General features: G+C 49.7%; 18 protein-coding genes. 9 read left to right on the top strand and 9 right to left on the bottom strand.

What is annotated here, in order from left to right; all coding sequences use genetic code 11:
- Positions 1 to 45: 45 nt before the first annotated feature.
- The 4 genes from CLV82_RS04730 to CLV82_RS04715 form a co-directional block, all read right to left on the bottom strand.
- On the bottom strand, positions 46 to 2,805 hold the full coding sequence (locus CLV82_RS04730) for a TonB-dependent receptor (protein ID WP_243744143.1): 2,760 nt from the start codon (positions 2,803 to 2,805) through the stop codon (positions 46 to 48).
- 266 nt (positions 2,806 to 3,071) lie between these two features.
- Positions 3,072 to 4,919, bottom strand: coding sequence for a glutamine--fructose-6-phosphate transaminase (isomerizing) (gene glmS / locus CLV82_RS04725; RefSeq protein WP_133643131.1), 1,848 nt, complete (start codon positions 4,917 to 4,919; stop codon positions 3,072 to 3,074).
- Between the two features lie 126 nt (positions 4,920 to 5,045).
- A complete protein-coding gene (locus tag CLV82_RS04720) occupies positions 5,046 to 6,830 on the bottom strand; it encodes a DUF4270 domain-containing protein (RefSeq protein WP_133643130.1) in 1,785 nt (594 codons plus the stop codon).
- A gap of 117 nt (positions 6,831 to 6,947) precedes the next feature.
- Positions 6,948 to 7,769 (bottom strand): glycogen/starch synthase, encoded by an 822-nt coding sequence (locus CLV82_RS04715; protein ID WP_133643129.1) that lies wholly within the window; start codon positions 7,767 to 7,769, stop codon positions 6,948 to 6,950.
- 103 nt (positions 7,770 to 7,872) lie between these two features.
- Here CLV82_RS04715 and panC point away from each other — a divergent pair, with 103 nt between their 5' ends.
- From panC to radA, 5 genes are all read left to right on the top strand, one after another.
- Positions 7,873 to 8,721 carry a pantoate--beta-alanine ligase gene (gene panC, locus CLV82_RS04710; RefSeq protein WP_133643128.1) on the top strand — a complete coding sequence of 283 codons (849 nt, stop codon included), beginning with the start codon at positions 7,873 to 7,875 and terminating at the stop codon, positions 8,719 to 8,721.
- 13 nt (positions 8,722 to 8,734) lie between these two features.
- Positions 8,735 to 9,085 (top strand): aspartate 1-decarboxylase, encoded by a 351-nt coding sequence (panD, locus tag CLV82_RS04705; RefSeq protein WP_133643127.1) that lies wholly within the window; start codon positions 8,735 to 8,737, stop codon positions 9,083 to 9,085.
- A 2-nt stretch (positions 9,086 to 9,087) separates the two neighbouring features.
- On the top strand, positions 9,088 to 10,053 hold the full coding sequence (locus tag CLV82_RS04700; RefSeq protein ID WP_133643126.1) for a lysylphosphatidylglycerol synthase transmembrane domain-containing protein: 966 nt from the start codon (positions 9,088 to 9,090) through the stop codon (positions 10,051 to 10,053).
- A 13-nt stretch (positions 10,054 to 10,066) separates the two neighbouring features.
- Complete coding sequence (locus CLV82_RS04695; protein ID WP_133643125.1) at positions 10,067 to 11,212, top strand: alpha/beta hydrolase; 1,146 nt, start codon at positions 10,067 to 10,069, stop codon at positions 11,210 to 11,212.
- Between the two features lie 68 nt (positions 11,213 to 11,280).
- Positions 11,281 to 12,639 carry a DNA repair protein RadA gene (gene radA / locus CLV82_RS04690; RefSeq protein WP_133643124.1) on the top strand — a complete coding sequence of 453 codons (1,359 nt, stop codon included), beginning with the start codon at positions 11,281 to 11,283 and terminating at the stop codon, positions 12,637 to 12,639.
- 1 nt (position 12,640) lies between these two features.
- Here the strand turns inward: radA and CLV82_RS04685 are convergent, their stop codons facing one another.
- A complete protein-coding gene (locus CLV82_RS04685) occupies positions 12,641 to 13,681 on the bottom strand; it encodes an NADP(H)-dependent aldo-keto reductase (RefSeq protein ID WP_133643123.1) in 1,041 nt (346 codons plus the stop codon).
- Positions 13,682 to 13,741: 60 nt separating this feature from the next.
- Positions 13,742 to 14,506, bottom strand: coding sequence for an exodeoxyribonuclease III (locus CLV82_RS04680; protein ID WP_133643122.1), 765 nt, complete (start codon positions 14,504 to 14,506; stop codon positions 13,742 to 13,744).
- Positions 14,507 to 14,661: 155 nt separating this feature from the next.
- Between CLV82_RS04680 and CLV82_RS04675 the strand changes: the two genes are divergently transcribed.
- A complete protein-coding gene (locus tag CLV82_RS04675; protein WP_133643121.1) occupies positions 14,662 to 15,180 on the top strand; it encodes a DUF3575 domain-containing protein in 519 nt (172 codons plus the stop codon).
- A complete protein-coding gene (locus tag CLV82_RS04670) occupies positions 15,180 to 17,249 on the top strand; it encodes a TonB-dependent receptor family protein (protein WP_133643120.1) in 2,070 nt (689 codons plus the stop codon). The genes CLV82_RS04675 and CLV82_RS04670 overlap by 1 nt, the downstream gene beginning before the upstream one ends.
- 3 nt (positions 17,250 to 17,252) lie before the next feature.
- Here CLV82_RS04670 and CLV82_RS04665 read toward each other — a convergent pair whose 3' ends face one another.
- Positions 17,253 to 18,797 carry a glycine--tRNA ligase gene (locus tag CLV82_RS04665; RefSeq protein WP_133643119.1) on the bottom strand — a complete coding sequence of 515 codons (1,545 nt, stop codon included), beginning with the start codon at positions 18,795 to 18,797 and terminating at the stop codon, positions 17,253 to 17,255.
- 37 nt (positions 18,798 to 18,834) lie between these two features.
- On the bottom strand, positions 18,835 to 19,731 hold the full coding sequence (locus CLV82_RS04660) for a hypothetical protein (RefSeq protein WP_133643118.1): 897 nt from the start codon (positions 19,729 to 19,731) through the stop codon (positions 18,835 to 18,837).
- 196 nt (positions 19,732 to 19,927) lie between these two features.
- Between CLV82_RS04660 and CLV82_RS04655 the strand changes: the two genes are divergently transcribed.
- Both CLV82_RS04655 and CLV82_RS04650 read left to right on the top strand, forming a co-directional pair.
- Complete coding sequence (locus CLV82_RS04655) at positions 19,928 to 20,479, top strand: ComF family protein (protein ID WP_243744142.1); 552 nt, start codon at positions 19,928 to 19,930, stop codon at positions 20,477 to 20,479.
- Positions 20,480 to 20,508: 29 nt separating this feature from the next.
- Positions 20,509 to 22,149, top strand: a complete 1,641-nt coding sequence (locus tag CLV82_RS04650) for an Ig-like domain-containing protein (RefSeq protein WP_317128269.1) — start codon at positions 20,509 to 20,511, stop codon at positions 22,147 to 22,149.
- On the opposite strand, the gene CLV82_RS04645 is transcribed toward CLV82_RS04650, so the two are convergent.
- Positions 22,133 to 22,909, bottom strand: coding sequence for an amidohydrolase (locus CLV82_RS04645; RefSeq protein ID WP_133643117.1), 777 nt, complete (start codon positions 22,907 to 22,909; stop codon positions 22,133 to 22,135). The genes CLV82_RS04650 and CLV82_RS04645 overlap by 17 nt on opposite strands.
- Positions 22,910 to 22,911: the final 2 nt, after the last annotated feature.

Genomic DNA, 22,911 nt, shown 5'->3' with positions numbered 1-22,911 from the left:
AGCACCCCTCCCGGGGTGCTTGTAAATGCTGTTGCTTTTTGATGCTTAAGGGTTTATGGTCCAGCTTACATAATAGATGGCACCAACGGCTCCAGTACCGATAGCGGAGAAATATTCATCTCCCAGGATATTGGATCCCCCTGCCTTGAATACAGATTTGATGCTGGGCACCTGGTAATTGATCTGTGCATCGAGTACAGAATAGGAATCGATCACCCCGTCGGCAAAGGAAGCCTGCCAAAGGTAGCTGTCAGACCAACGGTAATTTACGTTAAACCCAAAGTTCTCAAATAAAGCTGTATTTCCGAAAGAAGCCTTGAACTTGTGGTTAGGGGTGTTAAAGTTGGTACGGAAATCAGGGAAAGACTCCTGGTCAAAATCCTGCTCCGCGTAGGTATAGTTGAACCCGAGGTCATAATTCCCCAGTATCTTGGTATCTATCCCTATAGTAGCCCCATAACTCTTCACCTGTGCAGGCGAGTTGGTATAGGTCTGGTAAGGAAAGAAATCCCCATTCTGCAATGCCAGCAGGGAGAGGGCGTTGTCCCCGGCCTGCCCGTAGAACGGTACGAGCACTGTAGATAAGGAAATAAAGTTGTCATACTGGTTGTAATAACCGCTCAGGTCAATAGCTGTCTTACCGAACTGTCCCCTGTACCCAAGCTCGTAAGCCGTGATCTCTTCGGGTTGTACCAGCGGAGTATTCACCGCTGTTGGCGCACCTGCCTGTACGGAAGAAGCGGAGAAAGCATTCTCGTAAGCCTGGCGACCCACTACCTGTACGGTTGGTCCGCCTGTAAAACCTTGTCCCCCGGCACTTACAGGGAAGGTGCGGATATCTCGGTCCAGGTTGTCCGGAGCCGATCCAACGAGGATAGCGCGCCCGGCATTAAGGCCGATGAACAGGTCCTGGGTGGTCGGGTTACGGAAACCTTGTTGTACAGAGACCCTGATATTCTGGTTACGGGCATTCCCCATGGTGTAGATCAGGGATCCCCTTGGCGAGAAGAACCCGTCAAAGAATTCATTCTTGTCATAGCGTACGGAACCGGTGAACTTTAACCGCTCTTCCATGAAATTTTTCTGGAGTTGCATATAGGCACCAACTTCGTTGTAAGTAATAGGCCCGTCTGTGTCGGTAAAGATGGTTCCCATGGAATTAAGTTCGTATTCGCGGAAAGAACCTCCAATCTGGATATCGGCAAAGTCACGGGTGATATGGCTGAAATTGTAATTCGCATCCACGTGGCGGAACTTGGTCTCATCGATGAACTTAGCCCCGGTCGTCAGGTCCCCGTCAGCGGTTACACGGTTAAAGACGCTCTCAAACTCCGGAGTTCCCGGGATGAGTCGGCCGGTATCTGCCTGTCCCCTTGCGATCTGGTGCGCGGTACTTTCATCATAAGGTCCACCCGGAACAAGTCCAAGCCTGGCCCCGATATATGTCTGTGCGTACTCCTGGAACCACTGCTGGTCAGGCTTCCAGCTCCTGTTGATATTGATGGCTGCGAATCGGGTATCGTAAGAATCTCCCGCATCCTCGGAAGTGATGTACCCGCGAACGAAGAAGTTATCGTTCCTGAATTCTATTTTATGCTGCTGCAGGATAAAGTTCCTGATCGCGTAGCGGTTAGCTCCCTGGTAGATGGTGTTACCACGGCCCACACGTCCCTGGTAGATGATCTCGAAATCATCGGCAAACGGACGGTAGTATACTGAGAAATCTGATTTCACACTTTCAGCATCGTAGTTCACGAGGCTGCCTTCGGCGTAACCGGTACGGGTTACAAAAGACTGTCCCACGGTACCATCCGGCAAACCTGCAAGCTGGTCAAAATTAAGCAGGGTTCCGACCTCATCACCGTATACATTGAGTCCGTCGTAGCCAGGATTGGCACGGGTAGCTCCCGGCTGCAAAGGATCGTCTTCCCTGTTCGCATGCCAGTCCTCACCTTTTAACACACTTAAATTTGCTTTAACCGCCAGTTTATCACTGAAGGCATGGGCAGCACGGATCCCGAAATCATAATAAGTATTATCACCGGCAGCTTCCTGGGAGGTGATCCCCACTTTCCCGTAGGCAGAAATGCCCTGGTAATCGAACGGGCTTTTACTGCTCATAAACAGTATCCCGTTAAAGGCGCCTGCACCGTAAAGGGCAGAAGAGGCTCCCGGAAGGATCTCTACACTCTGCACTTCCAGTTCTGACATTCCCACGAGGTTACCCAGTACGAAGTTCAGACCGGGGGCGGAGTTGTCCATCCCGTCTACCAGTTGCAGGAAACGGGTGTTGGCAAAAGTGGCAAATCCACGGGTGTTGATACTCTGGAAAGTTAAACTGTTGGTATTGATATCAACCCCTTTCAGGTTCTGAAGCCCGTCATAGAAAGAAGGGGAAGCAGAATTCTTTATCTCCTTAAGACCAAAACGCTCCACAGATACGGGCGACTCAAAGAGTCGTTCCGGGGTACGGGAGGCAGAAATGACGATCTCGTCAAGCATGGTCTGGTTCTCACTCATGGTAACGTTGATCGTTTCCCCTGAGGCACTAACCTCAGCGTTGTACAAGGTGAAGCCTATACTGGACACCTGGATGGTGAACGGCGGCTCCACGCTGGTTTCCAGAACAAAGTTCCCGTCAAAATCGGTTACAGTTCCTACAGCTTTTCCTACGATAACCACGTTGGCTCCCGGGATGGGGTCACCATTGCTGTCGGTTACAGTTCCTCTTACTTCCGTCTGCGCATAGGCTCCCAGGCTCAGCAACAACAGGGGAACCATTAATAAAAGTCTTTTCAGGGTCATATTAATTGATTGTTTATTGATCGAATGGCGGCAAGATACACAAATATTTGACCCATGATTCAGAATTTGAGAAAAATTATGCATGCATAGTAATAATTCTATTTTCCTACAAGGACTTCACTGAGAATTTGATATTCCTTTGGCATATCCTTCACTTTTTATGAAAACCAGATCGATCAGCCGCAGTATTTCAGAATTTCAACCCGGACATTGACCCATAAAAAAAGCCCCTCGAAAGGGGCTTTATATCTCAAGGAGCAGTCTTATTACTCCACGGTAACCGACTTAGCCAGGTTACGTGGCTGGTCCACGTTACACCCGCGCATCACGGCGATATGGTAAGATAGTAACTGCAGGGGGATAGTAGTCAGCAACGGGCTGAGACTTTCCATGGTCTCCGGCACTTCGATCACGTGATCGGCCAGTTCCTTCACCTGCTCATCTCCTTCTGTAACTACGGCAATGATCTTCCCTTTCCGGGATTTGATCTCCTGAATGTTACTCACAACTTTCTCGTAATGACCCTTGTTGATGGCGATCACTACTACCGGCATATGCTCATCGATCAGGGCAATAGGTCCGTGCTTCATTTCTGCAGCAGGGTATCCTTCCGCGTGTATGTAGCTGATCTCTTTCAGTTTCAGTGCACCTTCCAGGGCAACCGGGAAATTGAATCCTCGGCCCAGGTACAGGCAGTTCTCAGAATCCTTATATACGTCCGCGATGATCTCTACCAGGGCATTGGACTGTAAAGCCCGCTCAACCTTGGCAGGCATATTTTCCATCTCGGTCAGGAACTCGTGGAACTTGTCCTCGGAGAACATACCTTTATGCTTGGCCAGTTTAAGAGCCAGCAGCGTCAGTACGGTAATCTGGGTTGTAAATGCCTTGGTGGATGCCACCCCGATCTCGGGTCCGGCATGGGTATAAGCCCCGGCATCTGTTTCGCGGGCGATGGATGATCCTACCACGTTACATACCCCGAAGACAAAAGCACCCTTTTCCTTGGCCAGCTTGATAGCTGCCAGGGTATCGGCGGTCTCCCCGGACTGTGATATGGCGATGACCACATCCTTTTCTGTGATCACGGGGTTACGGTAACGGAACTCCGATGCGTACTCCACCTCTACAGGGATACGCACAAGGTCTTCAAAGATATATTCGGCGACCAGCCCGGCATGCCAGGATGTTCCGCAGGCCACTATTATAATACGGTCAGCATTCAGGAATTTCTCTATATTCTGATCCACCCCGGCCATCTTGATGATACCCTGCTCGGTACGCAACCTGCCACGGAAGGTATCCTTGATCGCCCTGGGCTGCTCATAGATCTCTTTCAACATAAAGTGGTCATAGCCACCTTTTTCAATTTCCTCCAGGTTCAGCTGCAGCTCCTGTATCAAAGGGTAAGCGATCGCATCATCCTTGATCTTCCTCAGTTTGATCTCTTTCCCCAGGCGCACAATGGCCATCTCTTCATCTTCCAGGTAAACCGATTTATTGGTGAATTCTATAAATGGAGTAGCATCTGAAGCTATAAAGAACTCGTCTTCCCCGATCCCGATAGCAAGGGGACTTCCCAGTTTGGCCACCACGATCTCGTCCGGTTTCTTGCGGTCAAATACAGCGATAGCATAAGCCCCAACAACCTGGTTAAGCGCTATTTGTACAGCCTTTCCAAGTTTTACATTTTCCTTCTTCTTGACTTCCTCTATCAGGTTGACCAGTACTTCGGTATCGGTATCGGAATGGAATTTATATCCACGTTTTACCAACTCCTTTTTGATGGATTCGTAGTTCTCGATGATCCCGTTGTGAATGATCACCAGGTCCCCGGAATTGGAATAGTGCGGGTGGGAATTCACGTCGTTGGGAACCCCGTGGGTTGCCCAACGGGTATGCCCTATCCCGAGACTTCCATTCAGGGCTATTTCTGCCTCGGCTTTCTTCTTCAGGTCTTCGACCTTTCCTTTTGTTTTCGCAAGGTTAATGTCGCTGCCGTCGTAAAGTGCGATTCCGGCGCTGTCATACCCACGGTATTCCAGTCGCTGCAGACCTTTGATGATAATGGGATAAGCATCCCTATGTCCAATATATCCTACTATTCCACACATATGGTTCTGTTATTTCTAGGGGTATTCCTTTGAAGTTTAATACGCACAAAGGTAGCAGATATTGTCCTTACTACCTTAAAATCACGTTAATCGCGCACAGATATGCTTTAAAAAGCACAATTATACCTAGTTGGTCTCTGTGTAAAAGATCTCCAGTTGTAGTTTCTTTTCTTCTGATGCCGGTACCGCGCTGCCATAGAGCACTGTCCCCAGGGGACTGTTCACAGACATATCCGGTACCTCGCCCATAGTATTCCCGGGCAACAGTACATCACGCATATTCGTCAGCCTGATATCCGGAGTTACGGTGAGCCCGAGCAGGGCGTTGGCAGAATCGCGTACAACAATATTATTGATATGCTCGGTGATACGGATGGTATACTTCAGGCCCTTGCCATCTTCCTCTACCAGGATACCATCGTGCGTCTGCAGTACACCCAGCGGGGTATTGGTCGTAGACACATCATTGATCGCATCGTAGAGCGGGGCATTGGTCTCCGCATTGTAGATGTAAAGCCTGGGGGGTTCATTGGCTTCGACAGGAATAACATCCCGGTCTACGTAGAATACAAGGTTCGCCTCGTTGATGATCCAGTTGTTGGCCTTGATCTGGTTAATCAGGGCTTCACTGTTATCCGCGTCAAACAGTTTGATGTTCGCATAGGTTCCGGCCCCACCTTTCAGGAAGATCCTGGAAGCGTTATTCCCGGTATCCAGGTTATCGGCAACAAAGGCCGGGTAGGTATCGCTAATCAGGGTGTTTACCGCGTTCCCGCTTACAGGACTGTTACCTCCCCCGGACAACAGGTTCAGGGTGAAACTACCAGCGGTGGTATCATCCTCTGTATCCGTGGCATTGTCGTAATCGTATTCTATAGTGATACGGGCGCTCTTCAGGTCTAACAGGAGGAGTAACTCTTCGGCTCCCGGCTCCAGTTCAAAATGAAGTCCCCGGAAAAATTCCTTGAAGTTACTTGCACTCAGTAATTCGGTGCTGCCTTCCTTATCAAGGATATTTTGCTGGAAAAACGCAGGGTCGAGGTTTACACGGATCCCCGGGGGAATACGTTCGTCCACGATAGTCGATTCATCTTCCTCGGTATCCGGGTCGTCTTCCTCGTAGATCACGGTCTCTTCATCACTGATGGTCACCTGCCCGTCAAACAAAACTTCCCCGGCAAAGGAAGTCAGGTCCTGGTTAGAATAGTAGGCCTGGGCCTGTTCAAAATTCGTGTTCGGATCCAGGTCTCTCAGGAAGTAGGTAGACCTGGTAACTTTAAGGTTAAAAGGAATATCCCGGTTCCCGTAAATCGAATCCAGGTCAACCCTTTTAGGGTAATTATTTCGTACGGTATCGGTATCCTCGTCATCGCGAATACCATCTCCGTCAGTATCCGGGTTCAAGGGATCGGTTCCGCTGTTCGTTTCCGCAAGGTCTGTCAGGGTATCCCCGTCACTATCACTGTTTGCATCCGTAGGGTCGGCATCAAAAACATCCGGCACCCCGTCACGATCTTCATCAGCAGAACTGTTCTGCTGATAAGGCATATACAGGATTACCTCTTTTACGGTTTCATTCTCAGATGTCGATTCGTTGTCCTGGCTCTGGGCCCCGAAGATAGGGTTAGCCGTGGAAAGCTGAACCTGGCTGGTGATCTTGGCACGGGTTTGCCCGTACACAGGATCATTATAAACGCCCAGTTGGTACAAGGCCAGTTTATTGGTCTGTGCAGCAACAATATTCCGGTTGTAAGCGAACACGTCATAAACAGCCCGGTCGGTATTGAATGGTTCCCCGCCGATCACAGAGGCGCCGATAGTGGTCGGGTCCTCGTCACAGGAGACCACGAACATCAACATTGTCAATACGGCTAAGGCCGCAAAAATCTTCCCCGGCATAAATCTTTTCATTCGTTCTGTTCTACTCACTGGATATTGCTTTCTGCTGTACAATCAAAAGAAAAGGTCCGGCCACCGGCCAGTCCTTTTTGTACGATACATTATAATGTGAATGATTTTTTCAATTCGCTATTTTACTGTCGCGTTCAACACCTTGTTGGTGTAGAAATCGGCATAAGCCTCTTCAAATTCCTGCAAAGAAACATAGGGAAGAACCGGTTTATCCAGTTTATCAATGTGCTCCTGCAGGTCTTCAGGCAGTTCTTCGGCGGCTAAAATAACGGCATCAGAAGAATCTACTGCGACTTTTAACAAATTATTATAGGTGGGTTTTTCCAGGAGAGAAATGGCTTCCTCCGGGATGCCGTCAAAGGCAATTTTAGACATCATCTTTTCATCCAGTTCTCCTTCAAAGCTCCGGCCGTAGACCGAGGTAACGATCTTACTTTCCGCGAACAACGGTTCATCCGCATAAAGTTTCTTAAGGTACAAAGGCAGCAGGGATGCCATCCAGCCATGTACATGGATAATATCCGGGGACCAGTTCAGTTTCTTGACTGTCTCCACAACACCTTTGGCAAAGAAGATAGCTCTTTCGTCGTTGTCCGGGAACAGGGTTCCGTTCTCATCCGTAAAGGTCGCTTTCCTCTTAAAATACTCCTCGTTGTCTATAAAGTAGACCTGTATCCGCTCCTTTGGGATAGAGGCAACCTTGATGATAAGAGGCATGTCCATATCGTTGATCACCAGGTTCATCCCGGAAAGCCGGATCACCTCGTGAAGTTGGTGCCTACGCTCATTGATGTTCCCGTACCTCGGCATAAAAATCCTGATCTGGCCGCCATTGCTGTTGACCATCCTGGGGGTTTCATATGACATTAAGGATACTTCGTTCTCGGGTAGATAGGGCACTAATTCTGAAGATACAAACAATATCTTTTTACCATTCATAAAAGCTGTATTTTGTTTAAGGAGGAAAACGTAGGTGCAAAATTACAAAAATTATGTAGAATAGCTTTAATTATAGTAAGTTTGCACGCTCTAAATTTGGAATATGCAGGTTTTTAAAACCAAATTTGAACTACGTGATCACCTGGACAAGTACCGCTCAAAAAACGTACCGATCGGGTTGGTGCCAACCATGGGCGCTTTACACGAGGGACACCTCGCATTGGTTTCCAGGGCTTTAGAGGAAAACGAGGTGGTGGTAGTGAGCATCTTTGTAAATCCAACCCAGTTCAACAATGCCGAAGATCTTGCCAACTATCCAAAACCGCTGGAAAAAGACCTTTCCCTGCTGGAAAGTGTATCCGATGAGTTGGTAGTTTTCGCCCCCGAGATCAGCGAGATCTATCCCGAGGTACTGGAATCCAAACATTATGATTTTGAAGGTCTTGATAAAGTGATGGAAGGTGCTTTCCGTCCGGGTCATTTTAACGGGGTTGGTACCATAGTCGAGGCGCTTTTCCGAACAGTGGAACCAGACAGGGCTTATTTCGGAGAAAAGGATTTCCAGCAACTGCAGATCATACGCAAACTGACTGATAACCAGGGTATACCGGTCACCGTGATCGGCTGCCCAATTGTCAGGGAAGCCAGCGGACTGGCCCTGAGCAGCCGTAATACAAGGCTTTCAGACAACAGCCGGCAGGAGGCGTCCTTTATTTACGATATGCTGCAGGCTGCCAAAAGTAAGTTTGGCACGGAAAGTGCGCCTAATATAACCGCATGGGTAGAAGAGGAATTCCGACGCCACCCCCTGTTAGACCTGGAATACATACAGATCACGGATGTGGATACCCTCACCCCTGCAAAAGATAAAAAAGAGAATATCAAATACAGGGCTTTTATTGCTGCTTATGCCGACGGAGTTCGGCTGATCGACAATATCGCTTTGAATTAATTACCTTTGTGCGATGCAAATAGAAGTAGTAAAATCTAAAATACACCGGGTAAAAGTTACCGGGGCCGATCTTAATTATATCGGTAGTATTACGATTGACGAAGACCTGATGGACGCCGCTAATATCATCCAGGGAGAGAAAGTGCAGATCGTGAACAACAACAACGGGGAGCGACTGGAAACTTACGCCATTCCCGGTGCACGTGGGACTGGGGAACTTACCCTGAACGGGGCTGCCGCCCGGAAAGTTGCCGTCGGTGATGTCCTTATCCTTATCACCTATGCCCGGATGGACATAGAGGAAGCAAAAAAATTCAACCCCGCCCTGGTCTTTCCCAACGAAGAGACCAATCGTTTAGACTGATTTTGAACCAAAGGCTCAAAAAACTCCTGAAGACTATACTCCCAATTGCCCTGGGAGTTTTTTTGGTATGGTATTCCTACCAGATCACCGGTGAAGAGGAACGCCGGCAGATCATCCATTATGTGCGCGAGGCCGACCTTTTCTGGGTGGCCGTTTCCGTACTGATCGGGATCCTGAGCCATATTTCCAGGGCTATCCGCTGGAACTATCTTTTACAACCTATGGGCTACCGCCCGAAGATCATCAACAACGTACTCATCATCCTGATGGCTTACTTCGCCAACCTGGGGATACCCCGGTCCGGGGAAGTACTCCGGGCTACTGCCCTGGCCACCTATGAAAACGTCCCTTTTCAAAAAGGGTTCGGCACCATTGTCACTGAAAGGGTGATAGACCTGCTGATGCTGCTCCTGATCATCGTAATCGCGCTGGTATTGCAGACCGATATCATCCTGGGTTTCCTGGAAGGCCGTGGTTTTTCCCTGGTGGGCACGCTGGTGCTTGCAGGGGTGGGAATCCTTGGCCTGTTTGTTTTTCTAGCTTTCCTGCGCCGTTCCAAATCCAAGCTGGCACTGAAGGTACGCACCCTGGTCAAAGGACTTCTGGACGGAGTTATGAGCATCTTCCGGATGGAAAAGAAACTATTGTTTGTAGCCCACACACTTTTTATCTGGTCCTGTTATATCGCCATGTTCTGGGTGATCAAATATACCGTACCGGAGACCATAGGGCTGGGACTGGACCAACTGCTTGTGGCCTTCGTCGCCGGGGCTTTCGCGATGACCACAACCAACGGCGGAATCGGGTTATACCCTATCGCAGTGAGCGGTGCCCTCGCGATCTTCGGGATCTCTTCGGTTTCCGGGGATGCTTTTGGCTGGATCATGTGGATCGCCCAGACCCTGATGGTAGTGGTGTTCGGTGCAATATCTTTTCTGCTATTACCGTTATTGAACCGGAACCGATAGCCAACCCAACATCATGAAATCATTTTTTCTACTGCTGATCGCCCTTTTCTGCACCCTGGGCCTGTCGGCACAGGTGACACAGGAGATCTTCGAATCTTTTAAACTACAGGAACGACGGGACGTGCGTTACTATTTCCCAGAGAACTACGACGCCGAAAAGACCTATCCCCTGGTAGTGGTACTGGACGCCGAGTACCTTTTTGACCAAGTCGTGGCGATCTCCAAATTCTACAGCAGCTTCCAGGGTATGCCCCAGGCTATCGTGGTGGGCATCCACCAGTACAAGGACGAGCTGCGATGGGAAGACTGTGCTTTTGACGAAGAAACCGGTCTGCCGGGTGAGAAAGCCAAGAACTTCTTTGAATTCCTCGGAATGGAAATCATCCCTTACCTGGCCACCAACTATAATATTGCGCCCTTTAAGATCTTTGTAGGATACGACATCACCGCCAATTTTGGTAATTACTACCTGTTCAAAGACCGCTCTCTTTTCAATGCCTTTATCAGTATCTCTCCCCTTCTCGCACCCGAAATGGAGAACAGGGTTCCGACCCGGATCGCCGCATTGAACCAGCAGATATTTTACCACCTCATTGTAGGCGGTAATCGTGATGAAACCAGGAACAATGTACTGCAGTTAGACCGCGCCCTTTCTTCTGTAGATAAGGATAATTTCACCTATTACCTGGACGAGTACCCGCAGGCCAACGAGCTTTCCGTGATCAGTTACGGGATGGGAAAAGCCTGGGACCGCACCTTCAGTATATTTAAACCGATATCCCGCAAGGAGTATAAAGAAAACATCCTGGCTTCTGATGACCCTGTATTCCAGTACCTGAACGATAAGTACCAGATGATCGAAGACCTGTTCGGCTTCCGCAAACCGGTAGAGCTTAACGATATCATGGCCATCTACGCAGGGAGTAAGAAGAAACAGGACCTGGAGTCGCTTAAAGCCCTTGCCGCACTATGTCATAAGGAGTATCCCAGCACAATGCTGGGCTTCTACATGGAAGGCGAGTACTACGAACAGAAAGGAGAACCTAAGAAAGCCCTGCGCACTTATGAAAAGGCTTTCGGGATGGAAGAGATCGATTTCCTGACCAAGGAGATGGCGCTGGAAAAAATGGATGCCCTGAAAGCCGATTTCGGCTTCTGACCAAACTTTACCCCGGGCTTTTTTATTAGCCGTAACCACAATATCTTTAGCCATCCTAAAACCCTGTGATGGCCAAGACCAAAACTGCTTTTTTCTGCCAGAATTGCGGCACCCAGTATGCGAAATGGGTTGGCCAATGCGGCGCCTGTAAAGAATGGAATACCGTCGTTGAAGAGGTGATACAGGCCCCGGCGAAGACAGACTGGAAACAACCGGGCAGTGAAGACCGCGCCAGGGTAAAGCCGCTGCGCGTTAAAGAGATCAGTACGGAAAAAGAATTACGCCTGGACACCTTTGACCAGGAGTTCAACCGTGTTTTGGGAGGCGGGCTTGTACCGGGATCGCTTGTACTTCTGGGTGGAGAACCGGGTATCGGGAAGAGTACGCTGCTGCTGCAGATCGCCCTTAAACTACCCTACACTACCCTTTATGTTTCCGGGGAGGAAAGCCAAAAACAGATCAAGATGCGGGCAGACCGTATCCAGCCCGACAATGACAGCTGCTATATCCTTACCGAGACCAGGACCCAGGATATCTTCCGGCACGTAGAGAAACTCAACCCGGATATCCTGGTTGTTGATTCCATACAGACACTACACTCCAATTATATAGAATCCGGGGCCGGTAGTATTTCCCAGATCCGGGAATGCACGGCAGAACTTATGAAGTTTGCCAAAGAGACCAATACCCCGGTGATCCTGATCGGCCATATCACCAAGGATGGCTCCCTGGCCGGGCCCAAGATCCTGGAACATATGGTGGATACGGTTTTGCAGTTTGAAGGGGACCGAAATTATGTATACCGGATCCTGCGAGCCCTGAAAAACCGGTTTGGTTCTACAGCCGAACTGGGAATTTACGAGATGCAGGGGAAAGGACTCAGGGAGGTAAGCAACCCATCAGAGATCCTGTTATCCAAGAATGACGAAGGCCTGAGCGGCACCGCCGTGGCTGCCACGGTTGAAGGCATGCGACCGCTCATGATAGAGATACAGGCCCTGGTGAGTACGGCTGTGTACGGCACCCCCCAGCGTTCGGCAACGGGCTATAACGCCAAGAGGCTGAATATGCTATTGGCTGTACTGGAAAAACGAGCCGGCTTTAAGCTGGGAGCAAAAGATGTCTTCTTAAATATCACGGGGGGAATTTCCGTGGATGACCCCGCCATTGACCTGGCCGTGGTAGCGGCGATCCTGTCCAGCAATGATGATACAGCCATAGATAAGGGCATCTGCTTTGCTGCAGAAGTAGGCCTTGCGGGTGAGATCAGGCCGGTACAAAGGGTAGAGCAGCGCATCCTGGAAGCTGAAAAGCTCGGGTTCACTACCATCTATGTTTCCAAGAATAATACCATCTCCCTGAAGAACACCAAGATCAGGATCATGCTTGCCTCCAAGATCGAACAGATCGTAGAGGCCCTGTTCTGAGTTAAGGCGCAGGATTAGGGGTCTGGCTGTGGATCTTTTCTATTCCCTTCAGCACCTCATCCGTCAGTTCGATATCCGCACTCCCTATGTTTTCTTTTAACTGTTCCATGGTGGTTGCCCCAATGATATTACTGGTGACAAAGGGCCTGCTGTTAACGAAGGCCAGGGCCATTTGTGCCGGGGTAAGGCCGTGATCGGCAGCCAGCGCGGCGTACTTACGGGTAGCCTCTACCGCATTGTCATTGCTATAGCGGTTGTAGTTGGGGAATAACGTTATCCGTGCATCTGCCGGCTGTTTCCCGCCAAGGTATTTTCCGCTGAGCACACCGAACCCAAGGGGAGAATAGGCGAGCAAGCCGATCTTGGAACGCATGGAGATCTCTGACAGGCCTACTTCAAAGAGTCTGTTCAGCAGGCTGTAGGGATTTTGGATAGTGATCATCCGTGGTAGTTTTATATGCACCTTCCCTTCTTCGAGGAATCGCATCACCCCCCAGGGAGTCTCGTTAGATAATCCTACCTGCCCAATTTTTCCTTCAGCAATAAGTTCACTGAGTGTTTCCAGTACCTGGTGGATATTGTCTTCCCAATGATCCGAGGGGTCGTGCGTATATCCCCGCTGCCCAAAATAGTTGGTCGATCTTTCCGGCCAGTGCAGCTGGTAGAGGTCCAGGTGGTCTGTCTGCAGTCGTTGCAGGCTTCCCTCCACAGCTTCGATAATAGATTCCCTGCTAAAACCGGTTTCACGGATAAATTTAGTGAGGGGTGCCCTGCCTGCGATCTTCGAGGCGAGTACCACCTTGTCCCTGTTCCCGGTCTTCTTGAGCCAGTTACCAATAATGATCTCGGTATGGGCATAACGGTCCGGGTGGGCAGGAATAGGATACAGTTCGGCTGTGTCAAAGAAGTTGACTCCCTGCTCCAGGGCATAGTCCATCTGCTCAAAGGCCTCAGCCTCCGTGTTCTGCTTGCCCCAGGTCATTGTACCCAGGCATATTTTACTTACCTCTATATCGGTGTGGGGGAGTTTTGTATATATCATATTATAAAAGGGGTAAAACTACTGCTATCTCGAATTTAAAAGGTGCCCGATACTGCGGTTTCAGGACGCTATCTCGAGCAGGATAGGGCAATGGTCGCTGTGCTTCGCCTCAGGCAGGATAACAGACCTTTTTAAACGATCCTCCAGGGGCTCACTCACCATCCCGTAATCCAGTCTCCAGCCCTTGTTATTGGCCCTGGCGTTAGCACGGTAGCTCCACCAGGTATAGTTATGAGGCTCATCATTAAAATACCGGAAACTGTCAATGAAGCCACTGTCGATGAAATTCCCGATCCATTCACGTTCTACGGGCAAAAACCCCGAAACATTCTTGTTCCGAACCGGGTCATGGATATCGATCGCCCTGTGACAGATATTGTAGTCACCGCAGATGACCAGGTTGGGATAATCCTGCCTCAGTTCGTTGACGTATTGCTGGAAATCGGCCATATACTGGAGCTTGTGGTCCAGGCGAGCTATATTGGTGCCCGATGGCAGGTAGAGGCTCATCACGGAAAAGTTGTCAAAATCTACCCGGAGATTACGGCCTTCCTGGTCCATATAATCGATACCGGTACCGTATTCCACGTGATTGGGCTTTATCTTGGAAAGTATGGCTACACCGCTGTATCCCTTCTTCTGTGCACTGTACCAATAATGGTAAGGATAACCGGCATCTTCAAAGAGATGGGTGGTGAGCTGGTCCTCCATAGCCTTGATCTCCTGCAGGCAGACCACATCGGCGTCTACGGTTTGCATCCATTCAATAAATCCTTTGTTAATTGCGGCGCGAATGCCATTGACATTGTATGAAACGATCTTCAAATCCTGGTGTTTTCGACAAAAATAACAATGTTTCACCGCCATGTCCAACATTTAAAGCAGTAAGTTCTTATCCCCTATAGACAGGTGTTATGAACAAAGGTGAGATTTTAAGAAATGAGATATGTATTTTTACACAGATCCTAGAACTATCCCATATGAAGAAATTGCTGTTACCTTGTTTACTGTTGCTTTTCATGGGTGCCCGTGGGCAGGCTTACCCCAATCCTGACCTGGAGAGCGAAGTCAAATTCAATATCGGGCTTTTCCTGGCCACTACCACGGTAGAAGCTTCCTACGAATACTACCTGAACGATGATGTCAGCCTTGGGGGAACCCTCTACCTGGATGACGACCCGACCGATTTTAACGGGAATTTCGGGATAGGTCCCAACCTGAGGGCGTATTTTGGTTACCAGCCCAGATCCGGTTTCTTTGCCGAAGCCTTTGGCCTGTATTTCACAGGGGAAGACGAGATAGAGACCACGGAACTCGGGAACCGTAATAACGACTACAGTAGTTTTGCCATGGGGATCGGGATGGGAAATAAATGGACCACCCGGAGCGAACGATTTGCACTCGAGGTGTTCGGCGGCTTTGGTCGTAACCTGAACCCCGAGTCTTACCAGAGTGATTTTATTTACCGCGCCGGCCTGGCCATAGGAGTCCGGTTCTGATGAAAAAGTTACAGCTCTCCTTTATATTCACCCTGCTCCTAACATTTGTCTGGGCACAGGAGCAAGAACAGGATTCTGTCACCTACCTGCAGGAGGTCATCCTTTACGACCCTGTAGACCGGCCGGTGTCTATAGGCATCACGGATGTTCAACGCCTGGGTCCTGAAGTCCTCGAGGCCCGGAACCCCATAGACCTGCCTTCTGCCATGAACAGGGTTTCGGGAGTATACCTTTTATCCGGCGCCCAGAATACCAACCGGATCACCATTCGCGGAGTGGGCGCACGTACTCCCTTTGGTACCGATAAGGTCCGCCTGTATTTCAACAACATCCCGGTGACGAACGGAACGGGGTTTTCCACGATCGAACTATTTGACCTGGAAAATCTCGCTGATATCACAGTGATCAAAGGCCCTAAGGGAAGTGCTTACGGCGCTAACCTGGGTGGTGCCATACTGCTGCGATCCGGAGCCCCGGCAAACCGTGTTTACAATACTACCACCCTGGGTTCTTACCAGCTGTTTAAGAATAATGTTGGGTTTGCCATCTCGGAGGAGCAGTATGACCTGCAGCTGACCTACGGCCACCTGGAGACAGGAGGATACCGGGAAAACAACGATTTTGAAAGAGATGCCCTGCTGCTGAACTCCAGCTTTAAATTAAGTGAGCAGACCACACTAGGGCTCCTGGTCAACCATATCGATTACTTTGCCCAGATTCCGAGTTCGCTGAATGAAACCGACTTCCGGGAAAACCCCAGGAAGGCAGCATTCACATGGCGCCAAGCCCGGGGTTACGAAGACAACAACTATACCCTGGCCGGACTGAACCTCAGCCAGGAGATCACCCCTGGGCTCCGCAATAATACCAGCATTTTCTATTCCTACCTGGATCATTATGAACCCCGGCCTTTCAACATCCTGGACGAATTCACCCATGGATATGGATTCCGAAGCATCTTTGAGGGTGCAGTTCCAGCCGGGGAACAGGCCGCACCCTTTTCCGTGGGAGCCGAACTCTACAAGGACGAATACCACTGGAGCACCTATGACAACCTTTACGAAGAGAATAATGGACAAGGCAGCCTGCAGGGAACCCAGCTGAGTGAAAACCGGGAATTCCGCCGGCAGTTCAACGCATTCGGCAGCCTGGAATGGCCCTTTACCAATAGATTTAAAGCGAGGGCCGGACTAGCCTTGAACAAGACCTATTACGATTTCCGGGATGATTTCAGGCAGGGGGCAGAGAACCGAAGTGCCGAGAGGAATTTTGACCTGTTGTTCCTGCCAAGCCTGGACCTGGAATACCGCCTGACACCTTCCCGCCATCTCTATGCGAATATCAGCAGGGGTTACTCTAACCCCAGCCTTGAGGAGACCCTTACCCCGGATGGGGTGATCAACCCGGATATTTCCCAGGAGACCGGGATGAATTACGAACTTGGAAGTCGCTGGTATTTCAGTGATCCCGGTCTGAAGGTGGACCTCTCCGTTTACCGAATGGATATCCGGAATTTACTGGTAGCCCAAAGAGTCGGGCAGGACCAGTTTATCGGCCGGAACGCCGGGGAGACCAGGCACCAGGGAGTGGAACTGGACGCACAGTTATTACTGAAACCCTGGCGGGGAATCCGGTGGATGCCTTACCTGAGTTACACTTTCAGCGATCACCAGTTTGTCGATTTCGTGGATGGAGATAATGATTATTCCGGCAATCCATTGACCGGGGTGCCGAAGCACCGCTATACTGCGGGGTGGAGACTCGCAGGGGATGCGGGTTGGTGGTGGTCCCTGGGCCTTGAACATGTGGGCGCAATTCCCCTGACCGATGCAAATACCCTGGACAGTGAGGCTTTTGATCTTGTAAACACCAAGCTCGGTTACAGCAGGGACCTGGGACCGCGATGGAGCTTAGCCTTATCTGCCGGGATAGACAATCTCTTCGACACCGCTTATGCCCGGTCGGTTTTGATCAATGCTGTTGGCTTCGGAGGTTCTGCCCCCAGGTATTATTACCCGGGGAACAACCTCAATTTTTACAGCAGCCTGCGATTAGAATACCGGTTATAAGGATCATTTCATTTTCTGAAGCCAGTGCTTCATATCCACTTCCCCGGCTACTTTAGCAGCTACCTCGCTCATCGGGATACGAATCTGTTCCATACTGTCGCGGTAGCGTAAGGTAACGGTATTATCTTCCAGGGTCTGGTGATCCACGGTCACACAGAAAGGTGTTCCCACGGCATCCTGCCTGCGGTAACGGCGACCAACGGCATCTTTCTCATCATAGGTGACATTAAAGTCCCACTGCAGCTCTTCCAGTAATTGCATCGCTACTTCGGGAAGGCCATCCTTTTTGACGAGCGGCAGAATGGCTACCTTGGTCGGGGCGAGTACTGCCGGTAACTTTAACACGGTCCGGGTTGACCCGTTTTCCAGGGTTTCTTCCTGCAGTGCATTCGAGAAAACAGCCAGGAACATCCGGTCAAGGCCGATAGAGGTCTCTATTACGTAAGGCACGTAACTCTCCTGCGTTTCCGGGTCAAAATACTGTAGTTTCTTTCCGGAGAATTCTTCGTGCCTCCCGAGGTCAAAATCCGTCCGGGAATGGATACCCTCCAATTCTTTGAGTCCAAAGGGAAACCTGAATTCTATATCAGCGGCGGCGTCAGCATAATGGGCAAGTTTCTCGTGGTCGTGGAACCTGTAGTTCTCTTCCCCTATCCCGAGAGATAGGTGCCACTTCATCCTTCTTTCTTTCCAGGTCTCGTACCATTCGCCCTGGGTGCCGGGTTTTATAAAGAACTGCATCTCCATTTGTTCAAACTCGCGCATCCTGAAAATAAACTGCCGGGCAACGATCTCGTTCCTGAACGCTTTTCCTACCTGTGCAATTCCGAAAGGGATCTTCATTCTCCCCGTCTTCTGAACGTTCAGGAAATTCACAAAGATCCCCTGTGCAGTTTCAGGTCTCAGGTAGAGGTCCATGGCACTTTCTGCAGAAGCTCCCAGTTTGGTACCGAACATCAGGTTAAACTGCTTAACGTCTGTCCAGTTCTTTGATCCTGAAAGGGGGCAGGCAATGCCCAGTTCCTCGATCAGGTTCTTTACATCCTGCAGGTCTTCCTTTTCCAGGGACCCGGCCATCCGTTTCATAATGGTGTCTGCCTCCTCTTTGTAGCGCAGTACCCTTGGGTTCGTGGCCTCGAATTGTTCCTGGTCAAAGGCGTCACCAAAGCGTTTAGCCGCCTTACTGACTTCCTTTTCTATTTTGGCTTCAATCTTGGCCACGTGATCTTCGATCAGTACGTCTGCCCGGTATCGTTTTTTGGAGTCTTTATTATCGATCAGGGGATCATTAAAAGCATCAACGTGCCCGGATGCTTTCCAGGTAGTCGGGTGCATGAAGATGGCCGAATCCAGGCCCACGATATTCTCATTCATCTGCACCATGGCCTTCCACCAGTATTCCCTGATATTCTTCTTCAGTTCCACACCGTTCTGGGCGTAATCGTAGACCGCGCTCAGGCCGTCATAGATCTCGCTCGACTGGAATACATAGCCGTATTCTTTGGCGTGGGATATTACATTCTTGAAATTGTCTTCTTGCTTTGCCATGCGGCAAAAATAGAATATTAGCCTAGAACTGCCGTAATTATTTTAGCTGAAATTCAGAGGAAGTAAGGAGTTTTTCATCCTCGAAAACATTGAGGGTATAGGTGCCTTCCTGCAGTGATGCTTCGGGAACGGTGATAAAGTCGCAGATCATCATTTCGTCTCCCTCGTACAGCACTTCCACCCTTTTACTGTAGATGTTCCCGCTCACGGAAACCGTGCTGGCATTATCCTCTATCACCTGCATCTGGGGATCCAGGAACTGCAGGTAAACTACCCGTTGCTGGGTTTCTGCCCCCGGATCTTCCAGGATAGTAACACAGCCACGGAGTTTTTCTATGGTAGATGCCTTTGTCGTTTTTATTGGTCTTTCACTCCTGAGCCTGAATCCACTCCCCTCGGCGAACTGAAGCCTGAGGTAATTCTTGGTCTTCAGCTCCCGGCTGAGTTCCCTGTTCTTTCGTCTTAACAAGGTCTCTGCGGCTGACAGCGCACTGCTCTTACTCCGGAGTTCTTCCAGGATCTCCCGGCTCTCCTCGTATTTCTCGGTCAGCAGGCTGTTATTGTATTCCAGGTAGTTGTTCTTGAGCTTCAGGCTGTCGTACATAGCTTCCAGTTTCCGCAGCCTCCGGCGGTCTTCACGCAACTTTCCCACGGTAAAGTTCAGTCGGCCGACAGAATCCAGCAACTGCTCTACCCGGAAACGGGAATCTTCAAGGTCTATCTCGTTCACCTCGTTCATAGCCGCCAGGCGGTCAACCTCGGATTTCATGATGGTAAGGTCCTTTACCAGCAGGTTCCGTTCATCTTCGAGGTAACTGATCTGGGCCTTTGACTGAGCGTAGCTGTAATAAAAGGCAATCAGTATCCCCAGGATCACGGCGACCAGAGTGGCAAATATGATCTTGTAATTGAATTTAGTATCTTGAAAATCCATTCAATCGAGGCTAAGTTTTTCAGCTGGTTATTCGCGCTAAGATTTGATTTTTCTTAAGCTATCAAATATACTAAATGACATCAACAAGGTCCTTTTACCCCCCTTGTGTTTTGGATGTAACGCTCGATTATATCGAGGAGAGCACCTTTTGTGCACCCTTTGTCGGAATCAATTACCCCTTACCGAGTACAATTTCATGACAGAAAATCCCGTAGACCGCATTTTTTACGGACGAACGGATGTCAGTAAAGCGGCTGCGTTTCTCTACTACCATGAGGATGGAATCGTCAAAAACCTTATCCACTACCTTAAATACAGGAAACAGCAGCAGCTGGGAACATTCCTGGGAGAGTGGTTTGGCCAGGACCTCATGGAAGCAGGTCTTCCCGCCATCCCGGACTATATCATTCCCGTTCCCCTGCACCCAAGGAAACAAAGACAGAGAGGGTATAACCAGGTAGACAATTTTGGAAAGGCGCTGGCCAGGGTCATGGGTTCGGAATTCCGTACGGGCTTGTTGTTAAAGACGGCCAATGTCCGTACACAGACCAGGAAAGACCGGTTTTTCCGTTGGCAAAGCCAGCAGGAACTCTATACCCTGGCAGACGGGGAAGAGCTCAGGGGAAAAAAAGTACTGCTGGTAGATGATGTGATCACCACAGGGGCAACCCTTGAAGCCTGTTCCCTGGCCCTGCAAAAAGCGGGGGATGTGGAGGTCTATATAGCTGCTATGGCCGTGGTTCCTTAATTTTATAAATCTGTAAATTAATCGTTTCTTTGCCAGCACAGAATAGACCTATGGCCCTGCTCCGAAGATCCCTGATGCTTATGTTTGCCCTGCTGTTAGTCGCGGCCCTGCTTCAGTGTGCCAAGAGGGGCAGTCCAAGCGGCGGACCTAAAGATGTTGAGGCGCCGGTAATGATCGATGCAGACCCGGATAATCTCAGCGTAAACTTCAAGAGTAATCGTATCAGGCTTTATTTTGACGAATACATCAAATTGCAGGATGTGCAGAACCAGCTGATCATATCCCCCCCACTGAAATACGCCCCTGAAATCAAACCCCAGGGTGGTGCCAGTAAATTCATCGAAATAATCCTGAAAGATACCCTCCGCGACAGTACGACCTACACCATTAATTTTGGCCAGAGTATCGTGGATAACAACGAGGGAAATCCTAACCCTTTCCTGACCTATGTCTTTTCTACGGGCGACTATATAGATTCCCTTACCCTTTCGGGCGTGGTAAAGGATGCTTTTAACCGTAATGCCGACAAGTTCATCAGCGTGATGCTCTACGAACTGGACAGTAGTTATACGGATTCTACCATCTATAACGAACCCCCGAATTATATGACCAATACGCTGGACAGCACCACGATTTTCAGGCTCAACAACCTGAAAGCCGGGAAGTATGTCCTGGTAGGCGTAAAAGATGAAGCAAAGAATAATGTATTTAACCAGGATACAGATAAGATCGCGTTCGTGGAGGATACCATACAGCTGCCCACAGACACTACTTACCTGCTGAACATGTTCCGGGAAATCCCGGATTACAGTATGCTTCCCCCCAGCCTTGCCGCAGCAAACAGGGTGCTCTTTGGTTACCAGGGAGAAGATCCTGATGTATTTATCGAACCCCTGACCCAATTGCCGGACAGTGTAAAGACCATGGTCTCCAGGATCCCGGGTAAAGATTCGCTTAATTTCTGGTTTACCCCCTTCAAGGCAGATTCCCTGGTCTTCCGGGTAAGGCTTCAGAATACAGAACAGATAGATACATTTACTGTAAAAACCAGGAAACTGGGACCCGACACCCTGCTGCTCAACCCCAGCCACAGGTCCAAGCTCCCATTTGAAGAAACTTTCTCCATAGGGGCCAACACCCCCATCATAGCGGTAGACAGGCGCCGGATCAGCGTAGTTACACAGGATTCCGTTCCCCTGCCTTTCCAAACAGAACTGGATACCCTGGAGAACCGGGTGAGGATAAGTTTTGAAAAAGATGCCAATACAGACTACAGGATCACCCTGGACGAACGAAGCCTTATGGATTTCTTCGGACAGACCAATGACAGTGTTTTCTACAGGCTATCTACGGGGGGATATGCCGACCTTGGCAACCTGAGGATGCGGTTAGAAGGAGAACTCAGCTTTCCCCTGATCGTTCAACTGACCGATGAAAAGGGAACTGTGAAGCGGGAACGCTATCTCACAGGATCACAACTACTGGAATTCAATAATGTGGATCCCGGGAAATACCTGGTGAGGCTGATCTTTGATACCAATGAAAACAAGCGATGGGACACCGGCCGCTATCTGGAAAGAAGGCAGCCAGAAAAGGTGATCTACTACCCGGAGGTCATTGAAGTAAGGGCCAACTGGGAACTTGAGCAGACCTTTACGGTTGGAGGGTAAAGGCATCCCTGTCTTGCAGGAATTTCAGTTTTCCCCGCACTTCATCTAACTTTTCTTTCTCCAGCGTAGCGTAAAGCACAGTCTCTTCTTCCGAATAGGCAATCGTACTTCCCAGGGCATCATATACTGCCGAATGACCGGCATACTCGTGCCCGGTATGGTCAGTCCCGATCCTGTTAACTCCTATGCAGTACGACATATTCTCTACCGCCCTGGCTTTTAAAAGAATGTCCCATGCTGCAACTCGGGGAGCCGGCCAGTTGGCCACGTAGATCAACAGGTCATAATTCTCGGTATTCCTGCTCCAGACCGGAAAGCGGAGATCATAACACACCAGGGGACATATCCGGAAACCTTTGAATGACACGATTAGTCTTTCCCTGCCGGCCTGGTACACCTTGTCTTCCCCTGCCAGGGTGAAGGTGTGCCTTTTATCATAGGTGTGAACCGATCCGTCCGGCGTTACAAAACAAAGCCGGTTATAAAAATTATCCCCGTCCTGGAATACAATACTCCCCGTTATTGCCAGGTTCAGTTCCCCGCCCAGGTCCTGCATCCAATTGATCGTCGCCGGACCCTCCTCTTTGGCAATGTGCTGGGGGGTCATCGTAAATGCCGTAGTGAACATTTCCGGCAGGATGACCAGGTCGGTATTTTCCCGAATTCCGCGGATGAAATTCTCAAGGACATTCCTGTTGGCTGCCGGGTCTTCCCATACGAGTGGAGTCTGTACAAGTGCTACGTTCAGTTTGTCAGCCATAT

Source organism: Zeaxanthinibacter enoshimensis (assembly GCF_004362865.1).
Classification (GTDB): domain Bacteria; phylum Bacteroidota; class Bacteroidia; order Flavobacteriales; family Flavobacteriaceae; genus Zeaxanthinibacter; species Zeaxanthinibacter enoshimensis.
Note: the sequence above shows the minus strand (reverse complement) of the source record. Positions and strands in the feature narration are given on the sequence as shown.

What these genes read in the sequence shown, in the direction of transcription:
- CLV82_RS04730 (WP_243744143.1), bottom strand. Translation starts at nt 2,805, where the DNA reads ATGACCCTGAAAAGACTTTTATTAATGGTTCCCCTGTTGTTGCTGAGC.
- glmS (WP_133643131.1), bottom strand. Translation starts at nt 4,919, where the DNA reads ATGTGTGGAATAGTAGGATATATTGGACATAGGGATGCTTATCCCATT.
- CLV82_RS04720 (WP_133643130.1), bottom strand. Translation starts at nt 6,830, where the DNA reads ATGAAAAGATTTATGCCGGGGAAGATTTTTGCGGCCTTAGCCGTATTG.
- CLV82_RS04715 (WP_133643129.1), bottom strand. Translation starts at nt 7,769, where the DNA reads ATGAATGGTAAAAAGATATTGTTTGTATCTTCAGAATTAGTGCCCTAT.
- panC (WP_133643128.1), top strand. Translation starts at nt 7,873, where the DNA reads ATGCAGGTTTTTAAAACCAAATTTGAACTACGTGATCACCTGGACAAG.
- panD (WP_133643127.1), top strand. Translation starts at nt 8,735, where the DNA reads ATGCAAATAGAAGTAGTAAAATCTAAAATACACCGGGTAAAAGTTACC.
- CLV82_RS04695 (WP_133643125.1), top strand. Translation starts at nt 10,067, where the DNA reads ATGAAATCATTTTTTCTACTGCTGATCGCCCTTTTCTGCACCCTGGGC.
- radA (WP_133643124.1), top strand. Translation starts at nt 11,281, where the DNA reads ATGGCCAAGACCAAAACTGCTTTTTTCTGCCAGAATTGCGGCACCCAG.
- CLV82_RS04685 (WP_133643123.1), bottom strand. Translation starts at nt 13,681, where the DNA reads ATGATATATACAAAACTCCCCCACACCGATATAGAGGTAAGTAAAATA.
- CLV82_RS04675 (WP_133643121.1), top strand. Translation starts at nt 14,662, where the DNA reads ATGAAGAAATTGCTGTTACCTTGTTTACTGTTGCTTTTCATGGGTGCC.
- CLV82_RS04670 (WP_133643120.1), top strand. Translation starts at nt 15,180, where the DNA reads ATGAAAAAGTTACAGCTCTCCTTTATATTCACCCTGCTCCTAACATTT.
- CLV82_RS04665 (WP_133643119.1), bottom strand. Translation starts at nt 18,797, where the DNA reads ATGGCAAAGCAAGAAGACAATTTCAAGAATGTAATATCCCACGCCAAA.
- CLV82_RS04660 (WP_133643118.1), bottom strand. Translation starts at nt 19,731, where the DNA reads ATGGATTTTCAAGATACTAAATTCAATTACAAGATCATATTTGCCACT.
- CLV82_RS04655 (WP_243744142.1), top strand. Translation starts at nt 19,928, where the DNA reads ATGACAGAAAATCCCGTAGACCGCATTTTTTACGGACGAACGGATGTC.
- CLV82_RS04645 (WP_133643117.1), bottom strand. Translation starts at nt 22,909, where the DNA reads ATGGCTGACAAACTGAACGTAGCACTTGTACAGACTCCACTCGTATGG.